Origin of the sequence: Acinetobacter sp. YH12129 (assembly GCF_013418685.1) — a bacterium.
GTDB lineage: Bacteria > Pseudomonadota > Gammaproteobacteria > Pseudomonadales > Moraxellaceae > Acinetobacter > Acinetobacter amyesii.
This window is the reverse complement of the sequence record NZ_VPBP01000002.1, coordinates 109,899-130,794: the sequence shown is the minus strand read 5'-3', so window position 1 is coordinate 130,794 and position 20,896 is coordinate 109,899. Positions and strand designations below refer to the sequence as shown.

Genomic DNA, 20,896 nt, shown 5'->3' with positions numbered 1-20,896 from the left:
TTCAGGAAACATTATGGCCTATATTACTTTAAGGGACGTCCAGCTTGCATTTGGCGGACCTTCCCTACTCGACGGCGCGAACTTCAGTTTAGAACGTGGCGAGCGAGTGTGTCTAATCGGTCGTAATGGTGAAGGTAAGTCTACTTTACTTAAACTGATTGAGGGAACTTTATTGCCAGACGGGGGTGAAGTTTCATTGCAAAATGGCATTACGATTTCAATGCTTGCTCAAGATGTGCCCATGGATTCGGGCAAAGTTGCTGATATTGTTGCCGATGGTGCAGGTGAAGCCGCTACTGTACTGCGTGCTTATCATGAAGCCAGCGAAGCCTGCGTACTCGGTGATATGGACGCCTGTGAGCGCATGGGTAACCTACAACATCAGATGGATCAAATGGATGGCTGGTCACTTGAAACTAAAGTGAATGCCATCCTCAGTAAAATGGGCCTAGACCCAGAAGCTGACCTTGCAGATTTGTCTGGTGGTCGTAAGCGTCGTGTTTTATTGGCACGTGCTCTCTTGACGCAGCCCGACGTATTACTACTCGACGAACCGACCAACCATTTGGACGTTGAAAGTATTGAATGGCTCGAAAAATTCCTGCTTGATCAAAACAACTTAACCCTGTTGTTTATTTCGCATGACCGTTCATTTGTCGACAGCATCGCAACCCGTATTGTGGAACTTGACCGCGGCATTTTGCGTAGCTATGAAGGTAACTATTCACGTTACCTCGAACTCAAAGCTCAGCAAATGGAAGCGGAAGAAAAGCAAAATGCGCTATTCGATAAAAAACTCGCTGAAGAAGAAGTATGGATTCGTCAGGGCATTAAAGCGCGTCGTACCCGTAACGAAGGTCGTGTTCGTGCCTTAAAAGCATTGCGTGAAGAGTCTAAAGCGCGCCGTTCACAACAAGGCAAAGTGAGCATGGCAACGCAAGATGCGCAGCGCTCAGGTAAAGTGGTCTTTGAAATTGAAAACTTAGCTGTGCAATTTGGCAACAGCGCGCCAATCATCAAAGATTTCTCGGCACTGGTATTACGTGGTGACCGTATCGGCTTAGTCGGTGACAACGGTGTGGGTAAAACCACTCTTATCAAAGCTATTTTGGGTGAGCAAGAACATACTGGTACAGTAAAAACAGGTACACAGCTTGAAGTTGCTTACTTTGATCAGCTTCGAAATGCACTTGATCTTGAAAAATCAGTGAAAGATAACGTCTCTGAAGGCTCAGACCATGTCGATGTCAATGGTAGCCGTCGTCACATCTATAGTTATTTACAAGACTTTTTATTCTCTCCAGAACGCGCACGTACACCAGTTAAAGCACTGTCTGGGGGTGAGCGTAACCGTATTCTGTTGGCGAAACTGCTACTGAAACCATCGAACCTTATCGTGATGGACGAACCGACCAACGACTTGGATATGGTGACTCTTGAACTGTTAGAAGAAATGCTCAGTGCTTACAAAGGCACACTATTACTGATTTCGCATGACCGTGCATTTATGGACAACGTGGTGACGTCGACTTGGGTCTTTGATGGTAAAGGTCAAATCGATGAATACATCGGCGGTTACCAAGACTATTTGGAACAGCGTCCTGACCAAACTGTCGTGGATCAAAAAAGCGATGTGAAAAAAGCCATGGCTAAAGCCGAAGCAGCGGCTGCCGCTGCCGTGCCTAAAAAAGTCAAGCTCAGCTATAAAGACCAACGTGCCCTAGAACAACTACCGACTGAAATTGAAGCATTAGAACAAGAGCAAGCTGAATTGTCTGAAAAATTAGCCGACGGTTCTTGGTTTATGACTGACGCCGATGCTGCGACCAAAGCATCACAGCGTCTTGCTGAAATTGATGACGAAATGCTAGAAAAAATGGAACGTTTAGATGAGCTAGAAACGCTCGCAAAAGGCTAAGCCTACAAATATTCCGCAAAGAAAAAGCCGTATTTCGATACGGCTTTTTTATGTCATATGACTCGACTGGATGGCTAACCTAAATGACGCTGTTTCAAATTGGAGCATACAGCGTCTGTAAAGACGATTCCGCAAATGTGAAAAGCTTGCTATGGTGACGTTCAATATAAGATTGAGTCACGAGCATGCAAATTTCAGATCAAATTGTCTTAGTTACAGGAGGCGCACGTGGCCTCGGTTTGGCAATTAGCCAAACTTTAATAGCTGAAGGCGCACGCGTGGTCGTGAACTATCTATCCAGTCAAACTGCAGCAGAACAATTGACTACCGAATTTCCTCAGCAAGTGTTTGCCTATCAAGCAGATGTCACTGATAAAGCTCAAGTAGAACAGCTTTTTGCCGCAGCAAGAGCACATTTTGGTGCCTCAATCACCTCTGTCGTGAATAATGCCCTCATCCATTTTCAATTTAATGGCGATGCCCGTCCTAAAATGGAAGAACTGACTGCACAGCACTTACAGCAACAATTTGATGGAGCAGTCGTCGCTGCACTCAACACCACTCAAGCGGCGCTTCCCAAGATGAAAGCACAGGGTTTTGGTCGCATTGTGAATATTGGTACCAACCTGGTACAAAACCCTGTCGTGCCTTACCACGACTACACTGCAGCAAAGGCAGCGCTGTTGGCCTTCACCCGCACAGCGGCGCATGAACTGGGTGAGTTTGGGATTAACGTCAATATGCTTTCTGGTGGCTTATTACAAAGCACCGATGCCAGTAAAGCGACACCCGATGCCGTGTTTGATTTAATCGCGGCATCGACACCTTTACGCACAGTGACCACGCCTGAAGAATTTGCTGCGGCCATCATGATGTTCTTGTCCCCTTACTCACGTGCGGTCACCGGGCAGAATTTGATTGTCGATGGCGGTTTAGTCAAAGGTTAAGTCTGATGCAGCATGAGGTTGAACTTTCTCTTTCAATTCAGCTTCATGCTAAACTGAACCCTATTTTTTAATCTTTGATTTAGCCCTATGAGTCAAAAGCCAACATATCAACCCGGAAAATTCCAATGGTCTTTCTTACTTCCTCAGTATTGGGGAATTTGGATAGGGATTGTATTTCTTATGATTTTGGCGATTCTTCCGTGGGCAATTCAGTATCGACTTGGGCAATTCCTCGGTTCTGTCGCATTTAATAATCTCAAATCACGTCGTAAAACCACGATTCGCAACTTGGAAGTTTGCTTTCCTGAATGGACAGCAGAACAGGTTGAGGCCAATGCACGACAGGTTTTTATCGACCAAATGATTGGCATTTTTGAAACTTTAAATGCATGGTACAGTCCGCAGTGGTTCAAAAATCGGGTGCAAATTGAAGGCTTAGAACATATTCAAAATGCACAAGCTGAAGGCAAAGGTATTTTACTCCTCGGCACACATTCTACCCTGCTCGATGCTGGTGGCTATTTATGCGCACAGTTTTTTGAGCCGGATGTGGTTTATCGTCCGCAAAATAATCCGCTGTTGGATATGTTGATTGTGCGTTGCCGTGCCACCATCTATGCCAACCAAATCGACCATGATGATATGCGTGGCTTGATTCGCAATCTGAAAAATGGCCATGCCATTTGGTACAGTCCCGATCAAGACTTTGGTTTAAAACAAGGGGTCATGGCTCCGTTTTTTGGTACTCCCGCAGCCACTGTTACTGCGCATCGTCGCTTATTAAAAATTGCTAAAGCGGTAGCGATCCCATTGTATTTTTATCGAGACGGCGACATCAGCAACCCTCAATATCATGTGCTGATTGAACCTGCTTTAGACAATTTCCCGAGTGACGATGAAGTTTCGGATGCGGTTCGAACCAATAAAATTATTGAAAATCAGCTACGAATCGCACCGACACAATACATGTGGTTCCATCGCCGCTTTAAAACCCGCCCACAAGGCTATGACAAAATCTATTGAGTTCAACTCAGCACATAAAAAAGAGAAATGCTATGAAAGTGATGCAGCTTTTACCTGAATTGAACAGTGGTGGTGTCGAGCGAGGAACCTTAGAAATAGCTCGTGCTTTAGTGACCGCCGGTCATGAGTCCTTAGTGGTTTCAAATGGTGGCCGCATGGTAACTCAATTGGAAGCTGAAGGTTCAACTCATCTCACACTCGCAATCCATAAAAAAGCCTTATCAAGCTTATGGCAAATTCGTCCTCTACGTAAACTGATTGAGGAACATCAACCAGACATCGTGCATGTGCGCTCACGTGTCCCTGCATGGCTCACGCATTTTGCCCTCAAAGGGATTCCTGCAAACAAGCGACCTCACCTGATTTCAACTGTACATGGTTTTTATTCGATTAATCGCTATAGTCAAATCATGACGCAGGCTGAAAAAGTCATTGCGGTCTCGGATAGTGTTGTCAAATACATCACGGACAACTACAAAAACTGTCCTACCAAGGACATTGTGCGTATTTATCGTGGCATTGACCCCGCTGCTTTTCCGCATGGTTATCAACCCTCAGCACAGTGGCTCAATCAAACCCTAAAAGACTTCCCTGAACTAGAAAATAAGCGTCTGATTTGCTTACCAGGCCGTATCACCCGTTTGAAAGGTCATGAAACCCTGATCCATTTAATGGAACAGCTACAAACACAGTATCCCGACGTACATGCGGTGGTGGTCGGGGGTGCTGATCCGAAAAAAGCAGCTTATTTACAAGAAATGCAAGACAGCATTGCGGCGAAAGGACTGAGTGATCGGATTACTTTTGTCGGTCACCGTTCAGATATCCGTGAATGGTTAGCTTTTAGCGATTTGGTTTTATCTTTGTCGAGCCAAGCGGAAACCTTTGGACGGACTGTACTCGAAGCACTGTCTGTAGGTACACCTGTAATCGGTTGGAATCGTGGTGGCGTAGCTGAAATTTTATCGAATGTCTATTCGCAAGGTTTAGTCACTGTCGATGATGAAACACAATTACTCGACACTTTAAAGTTGCATTTAGACCAACCACAACACGTGCAGCCTATCAGTATGTTTAGTTTAAAAGAGATGTGTGACCAGACTTTGGAGTTGTATACGCAGGTGGTCTCTCAGCATTCAGCTTGATTGACTACACGCCATAGATATTTGCTGTGTAGGATAACGCTCTGGAAATATTTTTAATTCAGCAACTAGATCTGCATCTAGAAAGGATATTGTGAAATACACAATATCCTTTTTATTATGAATGACTCAATGGTGATTCAACCCTACTATTTAGCCCTTCAATTTCGCGCTTCCACTTTTAGCCCTTCCACACACGGTATCGAGCCATTAACCAGAGGATTAGCGGCAGTAACAAGACATTCAAAATATGTTGCAAACTTTGCCCTATACGCCAATAACCTCTATCTAAAATATCATGCCGTGCATTAAACAATTCCAAACCCACTGCGACGACCACAACGATCCAAATCGCATAATGTGATTTCAATTGGCGGTGATGGCAAAAGGCCATAAAAAAGAACAGGATTAAGCCAAGATAAATGGAAAGTGCATCCGTAGATAAGTGTGTAATCTGCAATAATTTCTGGTGCCATTCGGACAGCATAGAACGCCTCATACCTATATTTTTATTGGAAATTCATCTCTTTTTTCTTGGCACACTGTATAAAGAAATTGATCAAAAGAAAAGCAAAAATATGTATATCACAAAAGCAAAACCCGAGTTCTGCATCCTGCAAAACTCGGGTCTATGAGGTTGTGCTTTCACAAGTATTCTTTTTATTTTTTATTGGCTTTCCTTTCCTGCATCCGTTCCGTGATGCTTCCATCGGCTTCGTCTTCCTTAGTGGGATGTTCCGTTCCCGGTTCCATGTGCCGATGAACAAAGAATAAGTCAATACACTTGACCTGACCATTCGTCAGAAGCCGAAAGCTGTGTAAGCTATTTCTTACACTTTTCTCTTAAATCAAACAAAATCAAGGTGCCTTCGTACCATCCTTATAATCACGGGCGATTTCATCAGTCACAATCTTCTCCTCTTCCTCAGCTTTTTCTATACCCTCCTGAATTGCCTCTTGCGCTTCTTGTTCATCTTCATCTGTTTGCTCTAATTCTTCTTGGATTTGCTCAAATACCCTGCCTGTTTGCAGCACCACATAGACTGGAAAATGGTCTGAACCGATATTGGGCAAGCGTTCCATATGTACCAATGCAAAATCTGTACTATGAAAAATATGGTCGAGCGACCAACGCAGCAGTGGATAATTGGCATGAAAGGTATTTACGAAATGCCGTCCAACACGTGGGTCTAAAAGCCCACTGATTCGTTGAAAGAGTCGTGTAGTACGTGACCATGCCACATCATTCAGGTCCCCCATAACGATGCAACTTTCATCTAAATCTTTAATCTGATCGCCCACAATCAGCAATTCTGCATCGCGTAAAGTTGAATCTTTGGCTTCTGTTGGACTTGGCGGTTTGGGATGTAAACAATACAGTTGAACCTGATTTCCTGATGCTAAGGTGACTCGGGTATGGATCGAAGGAATTTCATCACTGAGAATAAATTTGACTTCAGTTTCACTAAGTTCTAACTTGCTATACAAATGCATCCCATACAAATTATCCAAAGGTACGGGTACGCGATAAGGATAATCAGCTTCAATCACTGCCAATTCATTTTGCCAAGTTTGATCGGTTTCTAGCGTGAGTACTAAGTCCGGTTGATGCTTCTGTATTTGCGCCAATAACAAGTGATATTGGGTATTTGGCGTGAGTACATTGGAGACAATGATTGAAATCTGTTTTTGTGTATCTAACTGGTCTGATCGGACTTGTTTGACTTGTTTTTTCCACAGAAACGTATAAGGCAATACCATTTTCAATTGATATGCCAAGGCGGCAATCAGCCCAATTAGAATGATTTCACGCGCCAAGTCCCATTCAGCATTCCATAAAATTAAGCCTATGAAGGCAAAGATGCCCAAAGCCAAGATTTGCAGACGCGGAAAATCTGCACCACGAAACCACCATTCATCTCGTGGTATGAGTGACCAAAATGTCAACCAAATGACGAAGCCCGCCAGTATTTCAATCCAAATCATTACGCCTCCCTTATATTCTTTATTTTTTATTGATTCATAAATTTATATCAGTTTTGCATGTAACATAAACAAGATATATTGCACAATATTATTGGTGTTTTCATTATGTAGCGCTTGCAGTTATGCGCCCTTTTGGTACACTCGAACCCCCTTTTATTTTTTAACGCACCGAGGCAAAGTGACATGAAAGTAGGTCTGGTCGGTTGGCGCGGGATGGTTGGTTCCGTCCTTATGCAACGTATGGTTGAAGAAAACGATTTCGCTCATTTCGAACCGTTTTACTTTTCTACCAGTAATGCAGGTGGTGAAGCCCCTGCGTTTGGTGGTAAGACTGCCCCAGCACTTATGGATGCAACGGACATTGATAGTCTGAAGCAAATGGATGTCATTATCACCTGCCAAGGTGGCGATTATACGACTGAAGTTTTCCCTAAGCTGAAAGCTGAAAACTGGAATGGTTACTGGATCGATGCTGCATCGACTTTACGTATGGATGATGAAGCGATCATCGTACTTGACCCAGTAAACATGAACGTCATCAAAGACGGCTTAGTAAAAGGCACAAAAACATTCGTGGGCGGTAACTGTACCGTTTCATTGATGTTAATGGGTTTAGGCGGTCTATTCCAAAATAATTTAGTGGAATGGGCAACGTCTATGACGTATCAAGCGGCTTCTGGTGCAGGCGCGCAAAACATGCGTGAACTGATTTCAGGTATGGGCTACTTGTACAACAATACTAAAGATTTGCTGGATGACCCACGTTCACCAATTTTAGATATCGATTCTAAAATTGCACAATTACAACGTGGCGAAGGTTTCCCATCTGCAAACTTCGGTGTGCCTCTAGCAGGTTCGCTCATTCCTTATATCGACAAACAGCTTGAAAGCGGTCAGTCGAAAGAAGAATGGAAAGGTCAAGTTGAAACCAACAAGATCTTAGGCAACCAGCAAATCGTTCCAATCGATGGACACTGTGTCCGTATTGGTGCGATGCGTTGTCACTCACAAGCATTGACTTTAAAACTTCGTAAAGATGTTCCACTGGATGAAATCGAAGATATCATCGCTAGTGCCAACGATTGGTCTAAAGTGGTGCCAAATACGCGTGAAGCTTCAATGACTGATCTGACTCCTGTTGCTGTAACTGGCACCTTGTCTGTTCCAGTTGGTCGTCTACGTAAGCTCAACATGGGTAAAGAATACCTAGGCGCATTCACTGTGGGTGACCAATTGCTTTGGGGTGCTGCTGAACCTTTACGTCGTATGCTAAGAATTCTCATTGATTATAAAACTGCTTAAGCATTTTTAAGTCTCTGAACAAGAAGCCGATCACAATTGATCGGCTTTTTTATGTAACTGTCGTGTAAATATTTTACAATTCTTCGACAACTCGCTAATCTATAATTTTCGCCATGCGACATATATTCGAGCTAAAGATTAAGATGACCGTATATAACAAATTAAAGATCGCCATTTTAGCCGTTATTGCATCTCAAAACATTCAAGCGATCAGCATTGATCCTGTACAAGTCCAGTCAGCACCCGGGGAATTGCTGTACGCTGAGATTCATTTTCGCCACTCAAACACATCTGTGCCGCTCAATGCAAGTTTGGCCACGGCAGAGGATTTATTGAGTATGGGTACAGGGCATCAACCGCCGGGACATTTAAACTTCTTTACGCGTCGTGATGGTGCAGGCAACGGGGTGATTACCATTACCTCTTCGCGTCCAGTAACCGATGCAGAACTTAATTTTATTGTTAATATTAAAGAAGGTAATGCTTCACGTCTGCAACAAATTCGTACCCCATTAAAACGCAATCCAGCGCCGTCAAATGCGACTCAAACCCGTGCCAATGAGCGTGCTTTAACACCTGTCGTGATTGTAAATGAAAAAGAAATTGCCTTAAATTTACCTGTCAGCACCCTCTACACCGCAAAAGCACCCGTAGCTGTAGAACAACCCTTACTACTCAGCACCAAAACACCGCCGAAGTTAGCACAATTAGCAACGTCAACGCCTGTTGCGATTGAACCTGTCACGCATGTGCAAAATTATAGCGTTGCACCTGCGGAGCAAAATAGCGCAAGTACTTCATCAGGTTCTGAAACATCAATTTCGCAAGTTACAAAAACCAATTCGACCGGCTCTGTCAGTTCAGAAATGCAAGCCACACAAACTGCAACAGCATCAACTGCAAGATCTCAAGACCCATTGGCACAAAAATTTGCTGCGGAGCAGGCAGCACAAAAACGTGAAAATCCAACAACGACAACTCAAACAGCATCTACACCAAAACCAACAAGTACTGCAGCTGCATCGACAGCAACACCAGTGGCAAAATATGTGGTTCGCTCGAATGAAAGCCTTTGGGGAATTGCCTCACGTATTGCGACAGAACAAAACCGCCCTGTTTCTGAAGTCATGCAACAAATTAAAAACAGCAACGAACATGCATTCATTCAAGGCGATGTAAACCGTCTGCGCCGTGGTGCTGCCTTAAATCTGCATGGTATGCAGCAAGCAAAACAGCCTGTCAAAGTCTCTGCTGCAGAACTTGCCAAAGTACCTTCGAAGCAGTCAGGTAAAACCAAATACCGCTTGAATCAAGCTGAAATGAGTCTGGTTGCAGAGAAAGCGCAAGATTCGGCACAATCTTCTGCCAACAGTGCGGCAGAAAAGAATAAAACTTCGAAAGAGTTGTCATTAAAAGTTATGACATCTCGTGAAAAAACCGTTAAATTACAGAGAAACGTAACTCAATTAGAATTGGCGCTAAATCAAAAGGATCACAGAATTCAATTATTAAATGCTCGTCTTGCTCAACTGCAACAACAGTTGAAAGCTCAACAAGCAGATAAAAGAAGCCAATAAACTAAAACGTTACCAATCAAGATTTTATAGGGATGAGTGCAACTGTATATCGCTCTATCTCCAAGGGGTTAAAACATGCTGATTTATGTGATTCCATTAGTGATCTTAGTGATCGTATTGGTTTTTTTAAACAAACGCCAAAAAGGTCAAGAATCAGATAAAGCCAAACCAACATCCACTAAAACCAAGAAATCGGGTGTTTCAGCCAAAGCGACTCCGAAGAAAACTCAAGTGGTTGAAAGCAGTGTCATTGAAAAAAAATCAATGACGCCGTTAACGACCGATGCTCGTGGTAAAATTGAAAAATTAATTGCGGAACGTAATTTCTTTTCTGCTGAAGCGCAAATTAATCAATCATTAAAACGTGACAACTCACAACATGAGTTGTATCTATATCTATTAGATATTCACATTTTACAAAAAGACGAATTTGCCATCAGCCAATTGCTGAGCCATATTCGTTCACTTGAACTTGATGAAATTTTAGAACAAGCTGAAGCAAAAAAAGTAGAGTTTGAAAATTCTCAAAATGTGAAAGATGATGCCATTAACTTTGTATCACCGATCACTGAAGAGGCTCCCTCAAAAGCCCAAAATACCTCTGATTTTGATGCTTTAATGCAAAGTTCAACTGCTGCACCTGTTGAGCCCAAAGCAGCCGAAATTAAACCACTAGATTTTAATTTCACCACTGAAACGCCTGCAAAAGCAGACATTTCTACCCCAGTTGAAAGTGCGCCTGCTGAAAAAATACAGCCGCTTGAATTTGACACGCTTTCAATTTCACCAGAACCTGCACTTGAAGCAACACTGAAAACCGAAGAGATTGCTCAGCCATCTCCTGCCGTTGAAGAAATCAAACCAATTGATTTTGCAATGGACTTTGCCCCAAGCACTGAAGCTGCGGCTGAAACTAAAACAGAAACTGTAGAAGAAAAAATCGAGCCTTTAGATTTTTCATTTACAACAGAAACACCAGTTGTAGAAGAAAATAAAGTTGAAGCTCCAACCTTAAACTTTGACTTAGGTGCTTTTGAAACAGCAAAAACAGAAGAAGCCGTTGTCGCTCCTGCAACAGAGTTTAACTTAGAGTCTACGCCTAAAGAGAAACCTGCCGTACCTGCATCAAGTGGTGTGAGTTTTGACATTAGCGGTTTAGGCACACCGTCAACCCCATCTGCTACAGACCAAAACGATCCATTGGTTCAATCTTTCCCTGAACTGGTTGAAGTCAATGAAATTGAATTGAATCTTGAATTGGCAGCGCAATACATCAAACTAGGTGCTTATGACGCTGCACGTGAAATTTTGACTGAAAAAGAAGCTGAGTTTTCTTCAGCTCAACGTCAACAAGCAGATCAGTTACTGAATCAAATCGCATCTTAAGCAAAAGCGATTTAAACTAAAGCAGTCTTTCAAGGCTGCTTTTTTTATGATGAAAAAAATTGCTCTTATTTATATGGGTGGTACCTTCGGTTGTATCGGTGAACCGTTAAGCCCCATGCCAGCGAATGCGTTTTTACCTAAATTACAGCATGTGCTGCCACTACACCTAAACATTGAATGTTTTGTTGCACCTGTCATTCGTGACAGTAGTGCTTGTACTGCGCCCGACTGGCTGGCGCTGATTCAACAAATTCAAAGCTTACAATTACAACAATTTCAGCATTTCGTAATTATTCATGGTACAGACACGCTTAGCTATGCCAGTGCAGTGCTTGCACACTTTATAGGACAGTCTGCTCATATCGTGCTTACAGGCAGCCAATATCCGCTGTTTAATGTGGCTGGTGACAATACCCGTGAATTTACTGATGCCATCGACAATTTAAATTTTGCATTGGAATCGGTACATCAATTGAGTGTTGGGGTTTATTTGGCCTTTCACCATCAATTGATGCATGCTCAATCCGCACTGAAAGTGCATACAACCGATCTAAAAGCCTTTGATGGGCTGCCAGCCACACAGCCACTTTCAATGCTGACATCGCCTTATATTGTTCAGGCCAATGATTTAGACAAAGCGGCTCATTTCAATTGCCTGAATTGGATGTGGCAACCGATTGCAACCAAGCTACACAGTCAAAATTTAACGACTCTGCTTACACACACGCCAGACGTTTTGATTCTGCAAGGTTTTGGCACAGGCAATATTGCCGTTGATGCTGAGTTACTCAATGTATTAAAGGCTATACAACAAAAAAATTGCAAAATTATTTTAAGTACACAGGTTGTTCATGGCGGTATAGATCAACGCTATGCTGTGAATGACTGGGTCAAAGACAGTGGAATATTACTAAGCAATTGTTTGGGTCATGCAGATCTTTATGCCAAATGTTTGAAAATGTATTTACAATACGGCAGTGCCGCAGACTGGACTGCGCATTGGAACGATTAAGTCATTTGAGGTAACTATGCAACGTTTTGCGATTGGGATTGAGTTTTGTGGCATGCAATACAAGGGCTGGCAAACTCAGCAACCGGGCGTACCAAGCGTGCAAGAAACCATTGAAACCGTCCTCAGTAAAGTAGCCAATGAGCCGATCATGTTGCATGGCGCTGGCCGAACAGATGCCGGCGTCCATGCAACCAATATGGTGGCACATTTCGATACTCAGGCGATTCGCCCCATTCGCGGATGGTTAATGGGCAGCAATAGCCAATTACCCCGTGATATCTCCATCCAATGGATTAAGGAAATGGATCAGGACTTCCATGCCCGCTTTAAAGCGCAAGCACGTCGTTATCGCTATGTGGTCTATAACAATCCACAACGTCCAGCTTTACTGCACAAGCAAGTGACTCATGTTTATGCCAAGCTAGATGTGCTAAAAATGCAACGTGCCGCGGCCAAATTTGAAGGCACTCATAATTTCGAAAGCTTCCGTGCCGCAGCCTGTCAGTCCAATCAGCCTGTTCGTCATGTCAGCCATTGCCGTCTGATCCAACACGGATGCTACTTGGTCCTAGATATTCAGGCCGATGGTTTTTTACATCACATGGTGCGTAACATCATGGGCTGTTTGTTGGAAATTGGGCAAGGTATGTATGACGTTGACCATATTGACGATATTTTTGCTGCTGAAGACCGTAAAGCAGCAGGTGTCACTGCACCACCCGATGGACTATATTTTATCCATGCAGACTATCCAGCTCAGTTTAAACTTCCTCAAGTTCCGTTAGGACCACATTGGCTAAATATGCCTGAATAAACAATCCCTCCCAACCCCACTTTCACAGAGAGGGTGTTTCATTTCCGCCATTGCCAGATTCTAAAGATGAAAATCCCTCTTTGAAAAAGGGGGATTCTGTTTAGGGAATACTTTTAAATGTTCAACGTTAACGCTGCTTTCGTTTACGATATTCCACAGGCGTTTCATTGGTCCAGCGTTTAAATGCACGATAGAACGTACTTGGTTCAGAAAAACCCGTTAAGTACACAATGCGCTCCACACTTTCATTGGTATTGGCCAATAATTTTTTAGCCAAACGACAGCGATAGTCTGACAAAATTTGCTGAAAACTAGTATTGGCTTCTGACAACTGAGTCCGTAAACGACGCGGGGTAATGTTGAGCTGCGCAGCGACCGTTTCAAGCGTGGTTTCACCACTTTCTAGCGTTGAACCAATTGCACGGCGAACTTCACCGACCAAATCATAACGCGCCAACTCCTGAAGTTTTTCAATCGCCAACTGCTCATGCAATTGTAATAACTCAGGTTCTGCCTGCCACAATTGATACTCTAAAATAGCCGGATCAAAATACAATCGGGTTTCTTTCTGCCCTAAGCTCACAGGGCATTCATAAACACGGAAATACTCATCATCTGGCGCGCCCTGACTAAAGTTAAAGTCGATATAAATCGGCTGAAAACGCCCTTCAGTAATAAACTTAAAGAAACGCAAAACACCGGACATCGCGCATTCAGAAAAATGACGATTCACGATATTTTCTGCCCAAGGCTGATGACCATTGGTCAAATAGCAGCGGTCATCTTCAATCACTAATTGTGCATGAAAGGCATCGCTAATTAGGCGTTGATACGCCAAAGCCCGCTTTAAACCTTCACCAAAATTCTCAGATGAAATAAATAAGTGTTCAATCACTTGGCCTCGATATAAAGGCAAATGCTCTCCCAGATGCAAACCAATATCAGGATCCTTACTGACCTCTTCTGCAGCCACCCAGAATGCAAATTGTGCATTCAATGGGGTACGGTCATTGGTTTCAACCTGATTTAATGCCACACCCGCTTTTGTTAAAATTTCTTCTGTTGGCAATCCGGCACGACGAATCGCTTGATACCCTAAACGCAACACAACAGATGCATCAGTTAGCTGACCCACTCCAGAACCTTCCTTGTATGTACTTCATTTATACTTAAAAAGATTGATTTTAGATTAACTGCGATTGACCAAACTGACAACTGTTACTACACATTTTTTGTTGAAAATATTTAACTGAATTGTTCGCTTATTTTACTGACAGTCGATCAGTTCAAAGCCTTTTACGGCTTGTATTCTGAAAAAAAATTGACTATAATTTGCGCCTTGCTAATTTATTCATTCAGGTAGGCTATGGCCAATAAAGAGGAACTCATCGAGTTCGAAGGCGTTGTCACCGAGACGCTTCCTAATACTATGTTCCGTGTACGTTTAGAAAACGGTCATGAAGTGATTGCTCACATCTCTGGCAAAATGCGTAAACACTATATCCGTATTTTGACTGGCGACAGTGTTAAAGTAGAAATGACACCTTATGATTTGACTAAGGGTCGTATCACTTACCGTGCGCGCTAAGTTTTAGCGAAGCGAAAAAGCCACTTTATAAGTGGCTTTTTTTTGTATTTATTTCAATGCGATGATAAAAATTGACTGCAAATTTGCTTTCCTTTACAGTCTAAAAACATAAAAAATTTGATTATAAAATTCAAAATATAAGGACATAAAATCATATGAAACATCTAGGATTAGTCGGTGCTATCTTTTGTGTTGCTTGCGCCACGACAGGCCAAAAGCAACTCAATCAATCCCTACAACACTATATTGGACAGCCGGCTGATCAAGTCCGTAAAGAGCTCAATTTAAGTCAATTGGGTTACAAAGTGATGGGAGCACCCGTACAAAGCAATGAAAAACTTAGCTATACCATTTTACGCTCGATGCCAATCCCGATTGGTACACCAAATATCGGCACCAGTATAGCCATGGGCGCCCCTATCCCAACGCCGTCTAAAGGTGGTGTCACTGTCGATATGGAATGTAAAATCGAGTTCAAATTACGCAATCAAATAGTTGAATCCATTGACTATGTTGGCAGAGCTTGTTGATCCTGCATGAGAATACTAGAGGCTAATCTTGCTCAGCTGACCGTGTATCAAATGACTACAGTGTTATACAGACCGATCTGACTAAACTGAATTTATTTCGTGAGAAACTGACCCATGAAATTTATTTTAGAACATCTGGTTTACGAAGATCAGCATTTTATTCGCCCGATACTGAGCATGGGATGCGTTCTAAGCATTGTATGGCTACATCAACGATATCCTCCGTTGAGCGTGAACGCTATTTAGCCTCATTTATTGGTCAATCGAGCCAAACGATTCAAGCAGAACTCGACCTCAGCAAACTCGGCTATCAAAGAACCTCTCCCGTGGAGGTCAGTTCAGACTACCTTCGTTATCGTGTCGCACGCCCGATCAGTATTCCTTTACCGATGGCGGAAAATCCTGCGATGGGCATGGGCAGCGGCGCTGCTGTGCCGATTCCCAGTGGAAATACACGCTATGAGGTTGAGTTAAACTGCCTTATTCAATTTCGCATAAAGCATAATATTGCAACTGATGTCCGATTAACTGGTCGCACCTGTTAGCGCATCAATTCTAGGATTGATAATTTGTAGGCATAAAAAAACGCAGCATAAACGCTGCGTTTTTTGATTCGCCATTAGTTCAATGCAGAAACTACAGCTTGACCCATTTCAACAGTACCGACTTGAGTACTGCCTTCTGACATGATGTCACCTGTACGTAAGCCTTGATCTAAGACATTACCTACAGCATCTTCAATTGCTTTTGCCGCCGCTTCTTCACGGAAGGTATAACGTAGCATCATAGCAACAGACAGAATTGTTGCTAATGGGTTCGCAATGTTTTGACCTGCGATGTCTGGTGCTGAACCGTGGCAAGGTTCATACATACCTTTACCATTTTCATCTAAAGAAGCCGATGGCAGCATGCCGATAGAACCGGTTAACATCGCCGCTTCATCAGACAAGATATCGCCGAACAAGTTACCTGTCACGATTACATCAAACTGTTTTGGCGCACGGACCAATTGCATGGCAGCATTGTCAACGTACATATGAGACAAGTTAATTTCAGGATACTGCTCTTCTTTTAACGCAGTTACGGTTTGTTTCCAAAGCTCAGTCACTTCTAGCACGTTGGCTTTATCCACTGAACACACTTTACCACCACGTAAGTTCGCCATTTCAAAAGCAACTTTGGCAATACGCTTGATTTCAGATTCAGCATATACGTCAGTATTGAAACCTTGTTTTTCGCCGTTTTCGAGTTCACGAATACCACGTGGTTGACCGAAATAGATCCCGCCAGTTAACTCACGTACGATCAAGATATCCAGACCTGCTACGATTTCAGGTTTTAAGCTCGACGCATCTGCAAGCTGCGGATAAAGAATGGCTGGACGTAAATTAGCAAATAAATTTAATTCTGAACGAATTTTTAATAGGCCACGTTCTGGACGAATTGAACGCTCAATGGTATCCCACTTAGGACCACCCACTGCACCCAATAAAATCGCATCAGCAGTCTTCGCTTGTGCTGCTGTTACGTCTGGATATGGTGAACCGTGCGCATCGATCGCTGCACCACCTAAAAGACCTTGTTCCCAAGTCAAACCTAAGTTGAATTTCTCGTTTACACGTGTCAGCACTTGTTCAGCCGCTTTCACGATTTCAGGACCAATACCATCACCTGGTAAAATCAAAATATGTTTTGACATGAGTCTTTCCATTTATACGCTGGCTTGATTACCAGTCAGATTTAAAGTTTCTTTTCTACAAACTCACCAAGTCCTGTGAGGACATTGTAGGGTCGGCAGAAACGTCGAATTGTTTTTGCACCTTGCTTTAAGTCTACACAGAGCGGATCAGGCGCAGATTTATCCAGTAAACTGCCTCTGTTTTTTGAACGCTCTCGGTACATTTTAAAGGTGTACTCGTGTTTGGACCTAAAGTTGTGAATGACATGCAAGCGCTCTGCTTTTTCCTGAGAAATTGGATAATAGCGAATCACGACTTCATGCTGACCTGAAGGTACGGACAAATACAAAGGATTAGGCTCAGACAATGAACGACCATTCAACCGTACAATGCCTGCTTTAATCGCAGCACGTTCTACATGTTGATTATTTGGATCAACCACCTGTATTTGATCAAAACGCTCAAATTCACAATGCGCTGTACCTGCACAGTAAATCAGAGCATTATTTTTTGTACTTTCAGTTTCTTTCACATTTTTAATGCGTGCCGTGTCAAAGCTTTGACAGGCAGAGAGCGTTGCAAACAGCGCTCCCGTTACAACCAGCTGACCGAAGAACTTTTTCATTTTTCGAACCCAACCTGATAAATTCTGGCTAACGTATAAATTTTGTTTCGCCTGATATTAACAAGACTTAAGCCGACTGACTACTAAGAAGTTCTACAGTGACACTGACTTAAGCTTTAATTTCTGCAAATACCCAAGGGCGAGATGCTTTGGTTTTTTCTTCATAAGCGCGAATATCATCGGCTGCTTGTAAGGTTAAACCGATATCATCCAAGCCATTCAATAGGCAGTGTTTACGGAATGGATCGACTTCAAATGTAAATGCTTCACCACTCGGTGTACGTACTTCTTGCGCAGCCAAATCAATGGTTAATTGATAGCCTTCAGATGCAGCACATTCTTTAAATAACTGATCTACGATCTCTTCAGACAAGATCACTGGCAACATGCCATTTTTAAAGCTGTTATTAAAGAAAATATCCGCATAGCTTGGTGCAATGACAGTACGGAAACCATATTCTTCTAATGCCCAAGGCGCATGCTCACGGCTCGAACCACAACCAAAGTTTGCACGAGAGATCAAAATCGACGCACCTTGATAACGCGGTTTGTTCAATTCGAAATCGGGGTTAATCGGACGTTTTGAAATGTCCTGACCTAAATAGCCTTCATCCAAATAGCGCAACTCATCAAATAAGTTGGCTCCGAAGCCTGTACGCTTAATAGATTTCAAAAACTGTTTTGGAATAATTAAATCTGTATCAACATTGGCACGGTCTAATGGTGCAACGATACCTTGTTCAACGGTATATTTTTTCATGTTTATTTCTCACTGAATCCGTGACCTCTCCCTAACCCTCTCCTAAAAGGAGAGGGAACTCCTTCTCCCTCAGGGAGAAGGTTGGGATGAGGGCTTAAACTAGAATGTACGCACATCCACAAAGTGACCAGCAATTGCCGCAGCTGCTGCCATTGCTGGACTCACCAAATGTGTACGACCACCATTACCTTGACGACCTTCGAAGTTACGGTTAGACGTCGATGCACAGTGCTCACCCGGTTGCAATTTGTCAGCATTCATTGCCAAGCACATTGAACAACCCGGCTCACGCCATTCAAAGCCTGCTTCGATTAAGATTTTATCTAAGCCTTCTGCTTCTGCTTGTGCTTTGACTAAACCTGAACCCGGCACCACCATGGCTTGCTTAATCGATGCCGCCACTTTTTTGCCTTTGGCCACTTCAGCCGCTGCACGAATATCTTCGATGCGTGAGTTGGTACATGAACCAATAAATACACGGTCTAATTGAATATCAGCCAAAGCTTGACCTGCTTCTAAGCCCATGTAGTTGTATGCACGTGTCCAGTCATTACGCTGTACGTCATCTTTAGCTTGTTCTAAAGTTGGCACTGCTTGAGATACAGGAATCACCATCTCAGGAGAAGTCCCCCAAGACACTTGTGGCTCAATCTCTTCACCTTGCAACACCACAACAGTATCAAAATGCGCACCTTCATCAGACACTAAAGTATTCCAATACTCTACTGCAGCGTCCCACTGTTCGCCCTTCGGTGCATACGGACGGTCTTTCACATAGGCAATGGTTTTGTCATCGACAGCCACCATACCCACGCGCGCGCCACCTTCGATCGCCATGTTACACACCGTCATACGACCTTCAATCGACATATCACGGAATACTTGACCACCAAATTCAATTGCGTGACCTGTACCACCTGCCGTACCGATTTTACCGATAATCGCTAAAACCACGTCTTTAGGAGTAACGCCTTGACCCAATTGACCGTCAACACGCACCAACATGTTCTTCATTTTCTTTTGAACTAAGCATTGAGTCGCCAACACGTGTTCAACTTCAGATGTGCCAATACCATGAGCCAAGCAACCAAAAGCACCATGCGTTGCAGTATGTGAGTCACCACACACCACGGTCATACCTGGCAAGGTTAAACCTTGTTCTGGCCCAACCACATGCGCAATACCTTGACGCACATCGTTGATGTCAAACTGGGCCACATCAAAAGTTTTACAGTTGTCATCTAAAGTTTGCACTTGGATACGTGAAGTATCATCTTCAATACCTGCAATACCTTCAGCACGCTCCTTAGTAGAAGTAGGTACGTTATGGTCTGGCGTTGCCACGTTAGCACTTAAACGCCATGGTTTACGACCTGCAAGCTGTAGCCCTTCAAAGGCTTGTGGAGAAGTCACTTCATGCAATAAATGACGGTCGATATACAATAATGAAGAGCCATCATCTCGTTGTTTTACTAGATGGTCATCCCACAATTTGTCATACAAGGTTTTTTTTGTTTGGGTTTCCGCTTTTTGGGTTTCGCCTGCCATGTCGATTTGCTCCACTGGACTGGGTAAATTCTTTCGTTAAATCGATTATAACCACGTATTCACATAAATCTAATTTATCATTTTTATTAGTTTAAAAACTTATAGGAATGATATTTAACTGCTGATTTCCGTTGCATTTTAAAGACCATTAATGCGTTTAAAACACGCTCACTTCAATACTTTCAGCAGATGAAACTTTAGAATTTTCTCCGACTTTTTGTTCACTTTCTGCCATTTTTAAACAGTAATTTAAAAATTCAATGATCATAAATTGAATATTCTCTTTTACATTGCAAATAAGAATCATTATTATTAACTCATTGCCAAGATTTATCAATTTAACAAGGAGCATTTTCATGGCACACATTAACAAGTTCGTCGAAAATAATCAGCGCATGTTCAAAAAAACCTTGAGCTATTACATCATGCATATCACGGTTGCGATGTTGGTTGGTTATTACGTGACAGGCAGTATTGCAATGGCTATTACCTTAAGTTTACTTGAACCAACTGTTCAAGCGGTTGCCTTTTTCTTCCACGAAAAAGCATGGGAAAAGAAAGATAAAGCTGCAGAGGAAAATATCCCCGCTTAATCCAACCCTGCTCCTTGTAAAAAAACCACCATCACGGTGGTTTTTTAATGATCTTAAAACGTTCTTTTACTCCATCCACTTTAACGTTCCATCGATTTCATCCTATAGATTCAATTGCAGACGGATCATCAAAGCTTGGTTTTTTGCTGTAAAGCCAGTTGGTCATGCGCCTCAACCAATTGCTCTATCGCAAGAATCAGTTTGTTTTTTGCCGCATTACACTCGGCTGCTGCACGGTTTTCGTCGTCTTCGTCATCTGCGATTTCATATACCGCACAGCGCTTTTCGACTGTCCCTTCAAAAATATCCAATAAATTTTTAATGTGCTTAATATCCATCGCCTTCTCCCTGTGAGGTACGCTATCACTAATCGATGCCGCCCTGACTGTACCTGTTACTTTAATTATTCACTGAAAAGTATGTTCCCCAAGCCATCAAAACTTCAGTTCATTTTTGTTTTAGTTCA

General features: G+C 42.9%; 22 protein-coding genes. 13 read left to right on the top strand and 9 right to left on the bottom strand.

The features are described 5' to 3' along the window. Window positions 1-13: 13 nt before the first annotated feature. The 4 genes from FTU65_RS01925 (at window position 14) to FTU65_RS01910 (ending at window position 5,033) form a co-directional block, all read left to right on the top strand. A complete protein-coding gene (locus FTU65_RS01925) occupies window positions 14-1,918 on the top strand; it encodes an ATP-binding cassette domain-containing protein (protein ID WP_078192744.1) in 1,905 nt (634 codons plus the stop codon). A 185-nt stretch (window positions 1,919-2,103) separates the two neighbouring features. Continuing rightward, a complete protein-coding gene (locus FTU65_RS01920; protein ID WP_180066295.1) occupies window positions 2,104-2,865 on the top strand; it encodes a 3-oxoacyl-ACP reductase in 762 nt (253 codons plus the stop codon). A gap of 87 nt (window positions 2,866-2,952) precedes the next feature. After that, window positions 2,953-3,888, top strand: coding sequence for an LpxL/LpxP family Kdo(2)-lipid IV(A) lauroyl/palmitoleoyl acyltransferase (lpxL, locus tag FTU65_RS01915; RefSeq protein ID WP_180066293.1), 936 nt, complete (start codon window positions 2,953-2,955; stop codon window positions 3,886-3,888). A gap of 32 nt (window positions 3,889-3,920) precedes the next feature. Further along, the gene (locus FTU65_RS01910) at window positions 3,921-5,033 is read left to right on the top strand and encodes a glycosyltransferase family 4 protein (RefSeq protein WP_180066290.1); all 1,113 of its coding nucleotides are present in this window, start codon (window positions 3,921-3,923) and stop codon (window positions 5,031-5,033) included. Window positions 5,034-5,211: 178 nt separating this feature from the next. On the opposite strand, the gene FTU65_RS01905 is transcribed toward FTU65_RS01910, so the two are convergent. Further along, window positions 5,212-5,517: a hypothetical protein gene (locus FTU65_RS01905; protein WP_257222948.1), complete on the bottom strand. Its 306-nt coding sequence runs from the start codon at window positions 5,515-5,517 to the stop codon at window positions 5,212-5,214. A 371-nt stretch (window positions 5,518-5,888) separates the two neighbouring features. Further along, entirely contained in the window at window positions 5,889-7,016 is a 1,128-nt protein-coding gene (locus FTU65_RS01900) for an endonuclease/exonuclease/phosphatase family protein (protein ID WP_180066284.1), read from the bottom strand. 183 nt (window positions 7,017-7,199) lie between these two features. On the opposite strand from FTU65_RS01900, the gene asd reads away from it, so the two are divergent. From asd to truA, 5 genes are all read left to right on the top strand, one after another. Then, window positions 7,200-8,318 (top strand): aspartate-semialdehyde dehydrogenase, encoded by a 1,119-nt coding sequence (asd, locus tag FTU65_RS01895; protein ID WP_111884081.1) that lies wholly within the window; start codon window positions 7,200-7,202, stop codon window positions 8,316-8,318. A 143-nt stretch (window positions 8,319-8,461) separates the two neighbouring features. Next, window positions 8,462-9,895 carry a hypothetical protein gene (locus tag FTU65_RS01890; protein WP_180007153.1) on the top strand — a complete coding sequence of 478 codons (1,434 nt, stop codon included), beginning with the start codon at window positions 8,462-8,464 and terminating at the stop codon, window positions 9,893-9,895. A gap of 75 nt (window positions 9,896-9,970) precedes the next feature. Continuing rightward, window positions 9,971-11,281 carry a fimbrial protein FimV gene (locus FTU65_RS01885; protein WP_180007152.1) on the top strand — a complete coding sequence of 437 codons (1,311 nt, stop codon included), beginning with the start codon at window positions 9,971-9,973 and terminating at the stop codon, window positions 11,279-11,281. A 49-nt stretch (window positions 11,282-11,330) separates the two neighbouring features. Further along, entirely contained in the window at window positions 11,331-12,293 is a 963-nt protein-coding gene (locus FTU65_RS01880; protein ID WP_180007259.1) for an asparaginase domain-containing protein, read from the top strand. Window positions 12,294-12,309: 16 nt separating this feature from the next. Further along, window positions 12,310-13,107 carry a tRNA pseudouridine(38-40) synthase TruA gene (truA, locus tag FTU65_RS01875; protein WP_180007151.1) on the top strand — a complete coding sequence of 266 codons (798 nt, stop codon included), beginning with the start codon at window positions 12,310-12,312 and terminating at the stop codon, window positions 13,105-13,107. Between the two features lie 127 nt (window positions 13,108-13,234). On the opposite strand, the gene FTU65_RS01870 is transcribed toward truA, so the two are convergent. Further along, window positions 13,235-14,242: an AraC family transcriptional regulator gene (locus FTU65_RS01870; RefSeq protein WP_078189717.1), complete on the bottom strand. Its 1,008-nt coding sequence runs from the start codon at window positions 14,240-14,242 to the stop codon at window positions 13,235-13,237. Between the two features lie 231 nt (window positions 14,243-14,473). Between FTU65_RS01870 and infA the strand changes: the two genes are divergently transcribed. The 3 genes from infA (at window position 14,474) to FTU65_RS01855 (ending at window position 15,770) form a co-directional block, all read left to right on the top strand. Beyond that, window positions 14,474-14,695, top strand: coding sequence for a translation initiation factor IF-1 (gene infA, locus FTU65_RS01865; RefSeq protein WP_001284370.1), 222 nt, complete (start codon window positions 14,474-14,476; stop codon window positions 14,693-14,695). A gap of 155 nt (window positions 14,696-14,850) precedes the next feature. Next, window positions 14,851-15,225, top strand: a complete 375-nt coding sequence (locus tag FTU65_RS01860; protein WP_078189718.1) for a hypothetical protein — start codon at window positions 14,851-14,853, stop codon at window positions 15,223-15,225. A 182-nt stretch (window positions 15,226-15,407) separates the two neighbouring features. Beyond that, the gene (locus FTU65_RS01855; protein WP_180010171.1) at window positions 15,408-15,770 is read left to right on the top strand and encodes a hypothetical protein; all 363 of its coding nucleotides are present in this window, start codon (window positions 15,408-15,410) and stop codon (window positions 15,768-15,770) included. 74 nt (window positions 15,771-15,844) lie between these two features. On the opposite strand, the gene leuB is transcribed toward FTU65_RS01855, so the two are convergent. The 5 genes from leuB to FTU65_RS01830 form a co-directional block, all read right to left on the bottom strand. Next, window positions 15,845-16,924: a 3-isopropylmalate dehydrogenase gene (leuB, locus tag FTU65_RS01850; protein WP_078189719.1), complete on the bottom strand. Its 1,080-nt coding sequence runs from the start codon at window positions 16,922-16,924 to the stop codon at window positions 15,845-15,847. A 41-nt stretch (window positions 16,925-16,965) separates the two neighbouring features. Beyond that, complete coding sequence (locus tag FTU65_RS01845) at window positions 16,966-17,529, bottom strand: hypothetical protein (protein WP_180010170.1); 564 nt, start codon at window positions 17,527-17,529, stop codon at window positions 16,966-16,968. A 109-nt stretch (window positions 17,530-17,638) separates the two neighbouring features. Beyond that, entirely contained in the window at window positions 17,639-18,289 is a 651-nt protein-coding gene (leuD, locus tag FTU65_RS01840; protein ID WP_078189721.1) for a 3-isopropylmalate dehydratase small subunit, read from the bottom strand. 99 nt (window positions 18,290-18,388) lie between these two features. Continuing rightward, complete coding sequence (leuC, locus tag FTU65_RS01835) at window positions 18,389-19,837, bottom strand: 3-isopropylmalate dehydratase large subunit (RefSeq protein ID WP_180026617.1); 1,449 nt, start codon at window positions 19,835-19,837, stop codon at window positions 18,389-18,391. 157 nt (window positions 19,838-19,994) lie between these two features. Next, the gene (locus FTU65_RS01830) at window positions 19,995-20,195 is read right to left on the bottom strand and encodes a hypothetical protein (protein ID WP_180034964.1); all 201 of its coding nucleotides are present in this window, start codon (window positions 20,193-20,195) and stop codon (window positions 19,995-19,997) included. Here FTU65_RS01830 and FTU65_RS01825 point away from each other — a divergent pair. Next, window positions 20,194-20,430: a DUF2061 domain-containing protein gene (locus tag FTU65_RS01825; protein ID WP_078189723.1), complete on the top strand. Its 237-nt coding sequence runs from the start codon at window positions 20,194-20,196 to the stop codon at window positions 20,428-20,430. The two genes, FTU65_RS01830 and FTU65_RS01825, sit on opposite strands and share 2 nt — an antisense overlap. Before the next feature lie 128 nt (window positions 20,431-20,558). Here FTU65_RS01825 and FTU65_RS01820 read toward each other — a convergent pair whose 3' ends face one another. After that, window positions 20,559-20,768, bottom strand: coding sequence for a hypothetical protein (locus FTU65_RS01820; RefSeq protein ID WP_180026619.1), 210 nt, complete (start codon window positions 20,766-20,768; stop codon window positions 20,559-20,561). Between the last annotated feature and the right edge of the window lie 128 nt (window positions 20,769-20,896).

Excerpts from the sequence above, each read along its gene's own strand:
- FTU65_RS01860 (WP_078189718.1), top strand. The coding sequence starts at position 14,851 with ATGAAACATCTAGGATTAGTCGGTGCTATCTTTTGTGTTGCTTGCGCC.
- FTU65_RS01845 (WP_180010170.1), bottom strand. The coding sequence starts at position 17,529 with ATGAAAAAGTTCTTCGGTCAGCTGGTTGTAACGGGAGCGCTGTTTGCA.
- FTU65_RS01885 (WP_180007152.1), top strand. The coding sequence starts at position 9,971 with ATGCTGATTTATGTGATTCCATTAGTGATCTTAGTGATCGTATTGGTT.
- FTU65_RS01880 (WP_180007259.1), top strand. The coding sequence starts at position 11,331 with ATGAAAAAAATTGCTCTTATTTATATGGGTGGTACCTTCGGTTGTATC.
- truA (WP_180007151.1), top strand. The coding sequence starts at position 12,310 with ATGCAACGTTTTGCGATTGGGATTGAGTTTTGTGGCATGCAATACAAG.
- FTU65_RS01925 (WP_078192744.1), top strand. The coding sequence starts at position 14 with ATGGCCTATATTACTTTAAGGGACGTCCAGCTTGCATTTGGCGGACCT.
- FTU65_RS01855 (WP_180010171.1), top strand. The coding sequence starts at position 15,408 with ATGCGTTCTAAGCATTGTATGGCTACATCAACGATATCCTCCGTTGAG.
- FTU65_RS01905 (WP_257222948.1), bottom strand. The coding sequence starts at position 5,517 with ATGCTGTCCGAATGGCACCAGAAATTATTGCAGATTACACACTTATCT.
- FTU65_RS01830 (WP_180034964.1), bottom strand. The coding sequence starts at position 20,195 with ATGAAAATGCTCCTTGTTAAATTGATAAATCTTGGCAATGAGTTAATA.
- asd (WP_111884081.1), top strand. The coding sequence starts at position 7,200 with ATGAAAGTAGGTCTGGTCGGTTGGCGCGGGATGGTTGGTTCCGTCCTT.
- FTU65_RS01900 (WP_180066284.1), bottom strand. The coding sequence starts at position 7,016 with ATGATTTGGATTGAAATACTGGCGGGCTTCGTCATTTGGTTGACATTT.
- FTU65_RS01890 (WP_180007153.1), top strand. The coding sequence starts at position 8,462 with ATGACCGTATATAACAAATTAAAGATCGCCATTTTAGCCGTTATTGCA.
- FTU65_RS01910 (WP_180066290.1), top strand. The coding sequence starts at position 3,921 with ATGAAAGTGATGCAGCTTTTACCTGAATTGAACAGTGGTGGTGTCGAG.
- FTU65_RS01920 (WP_180066295.1), top strand. The coding sequence starts at position 2,104 with ATGCAAATTTCAGATCAAATTGTCTTAGTTACAGGAGGCGCACGTGGC.
- leuB (WP_078189719.1), bottom strand. The coding sequence starts at position 16,924 with ATGTCAAAACATATTTTGATTTTACCAGGTGATGGTATTGGTCCTGAA.
- leuC (WP_180026617.1), bottom strand. The coding sequence starts at position 19,837 with ATGGCAGGCGAAACCCAAAAAGCGGAAACCCAAACAAAAAAAACCTTG.
- infA (WP_001284370.1), top strand. The coding sequence starts at position 14,474 with ATGGCCAATAAAGAGGAACTCATCGAGTTCGAAGGCGTTGTCACCGAG.
- lpxL (WP_180066293.1), top strand. The coding sequence starts at position 2,953 with ATGAGTCAAAAGCCAACATATCAACCCGGAAAATTCCAATGGTCTTTC.
- leuD (WP_078189721.1), bottom strand. The coding sequence starts at position 18,289 with ATGAAAAAATATACCGTTGAACAAGGTATCGTTGCACCATTAGACCGT.
- FTU65_RS01820 (WP_180026619.1), bottom strand. The coding sequence starts at position 20,768 with ATGGATATTAAGCACATTAAAAATTTATTGGATATTTTTGAAGGGACA.
- FTU65_RS01825 (WP_078189723.1), top strand. The coding sequence starts at position 20,194 with ATGGCACACATTAACAAGTTCGTCGAAAATAATCAGCGCATGTTCAAA.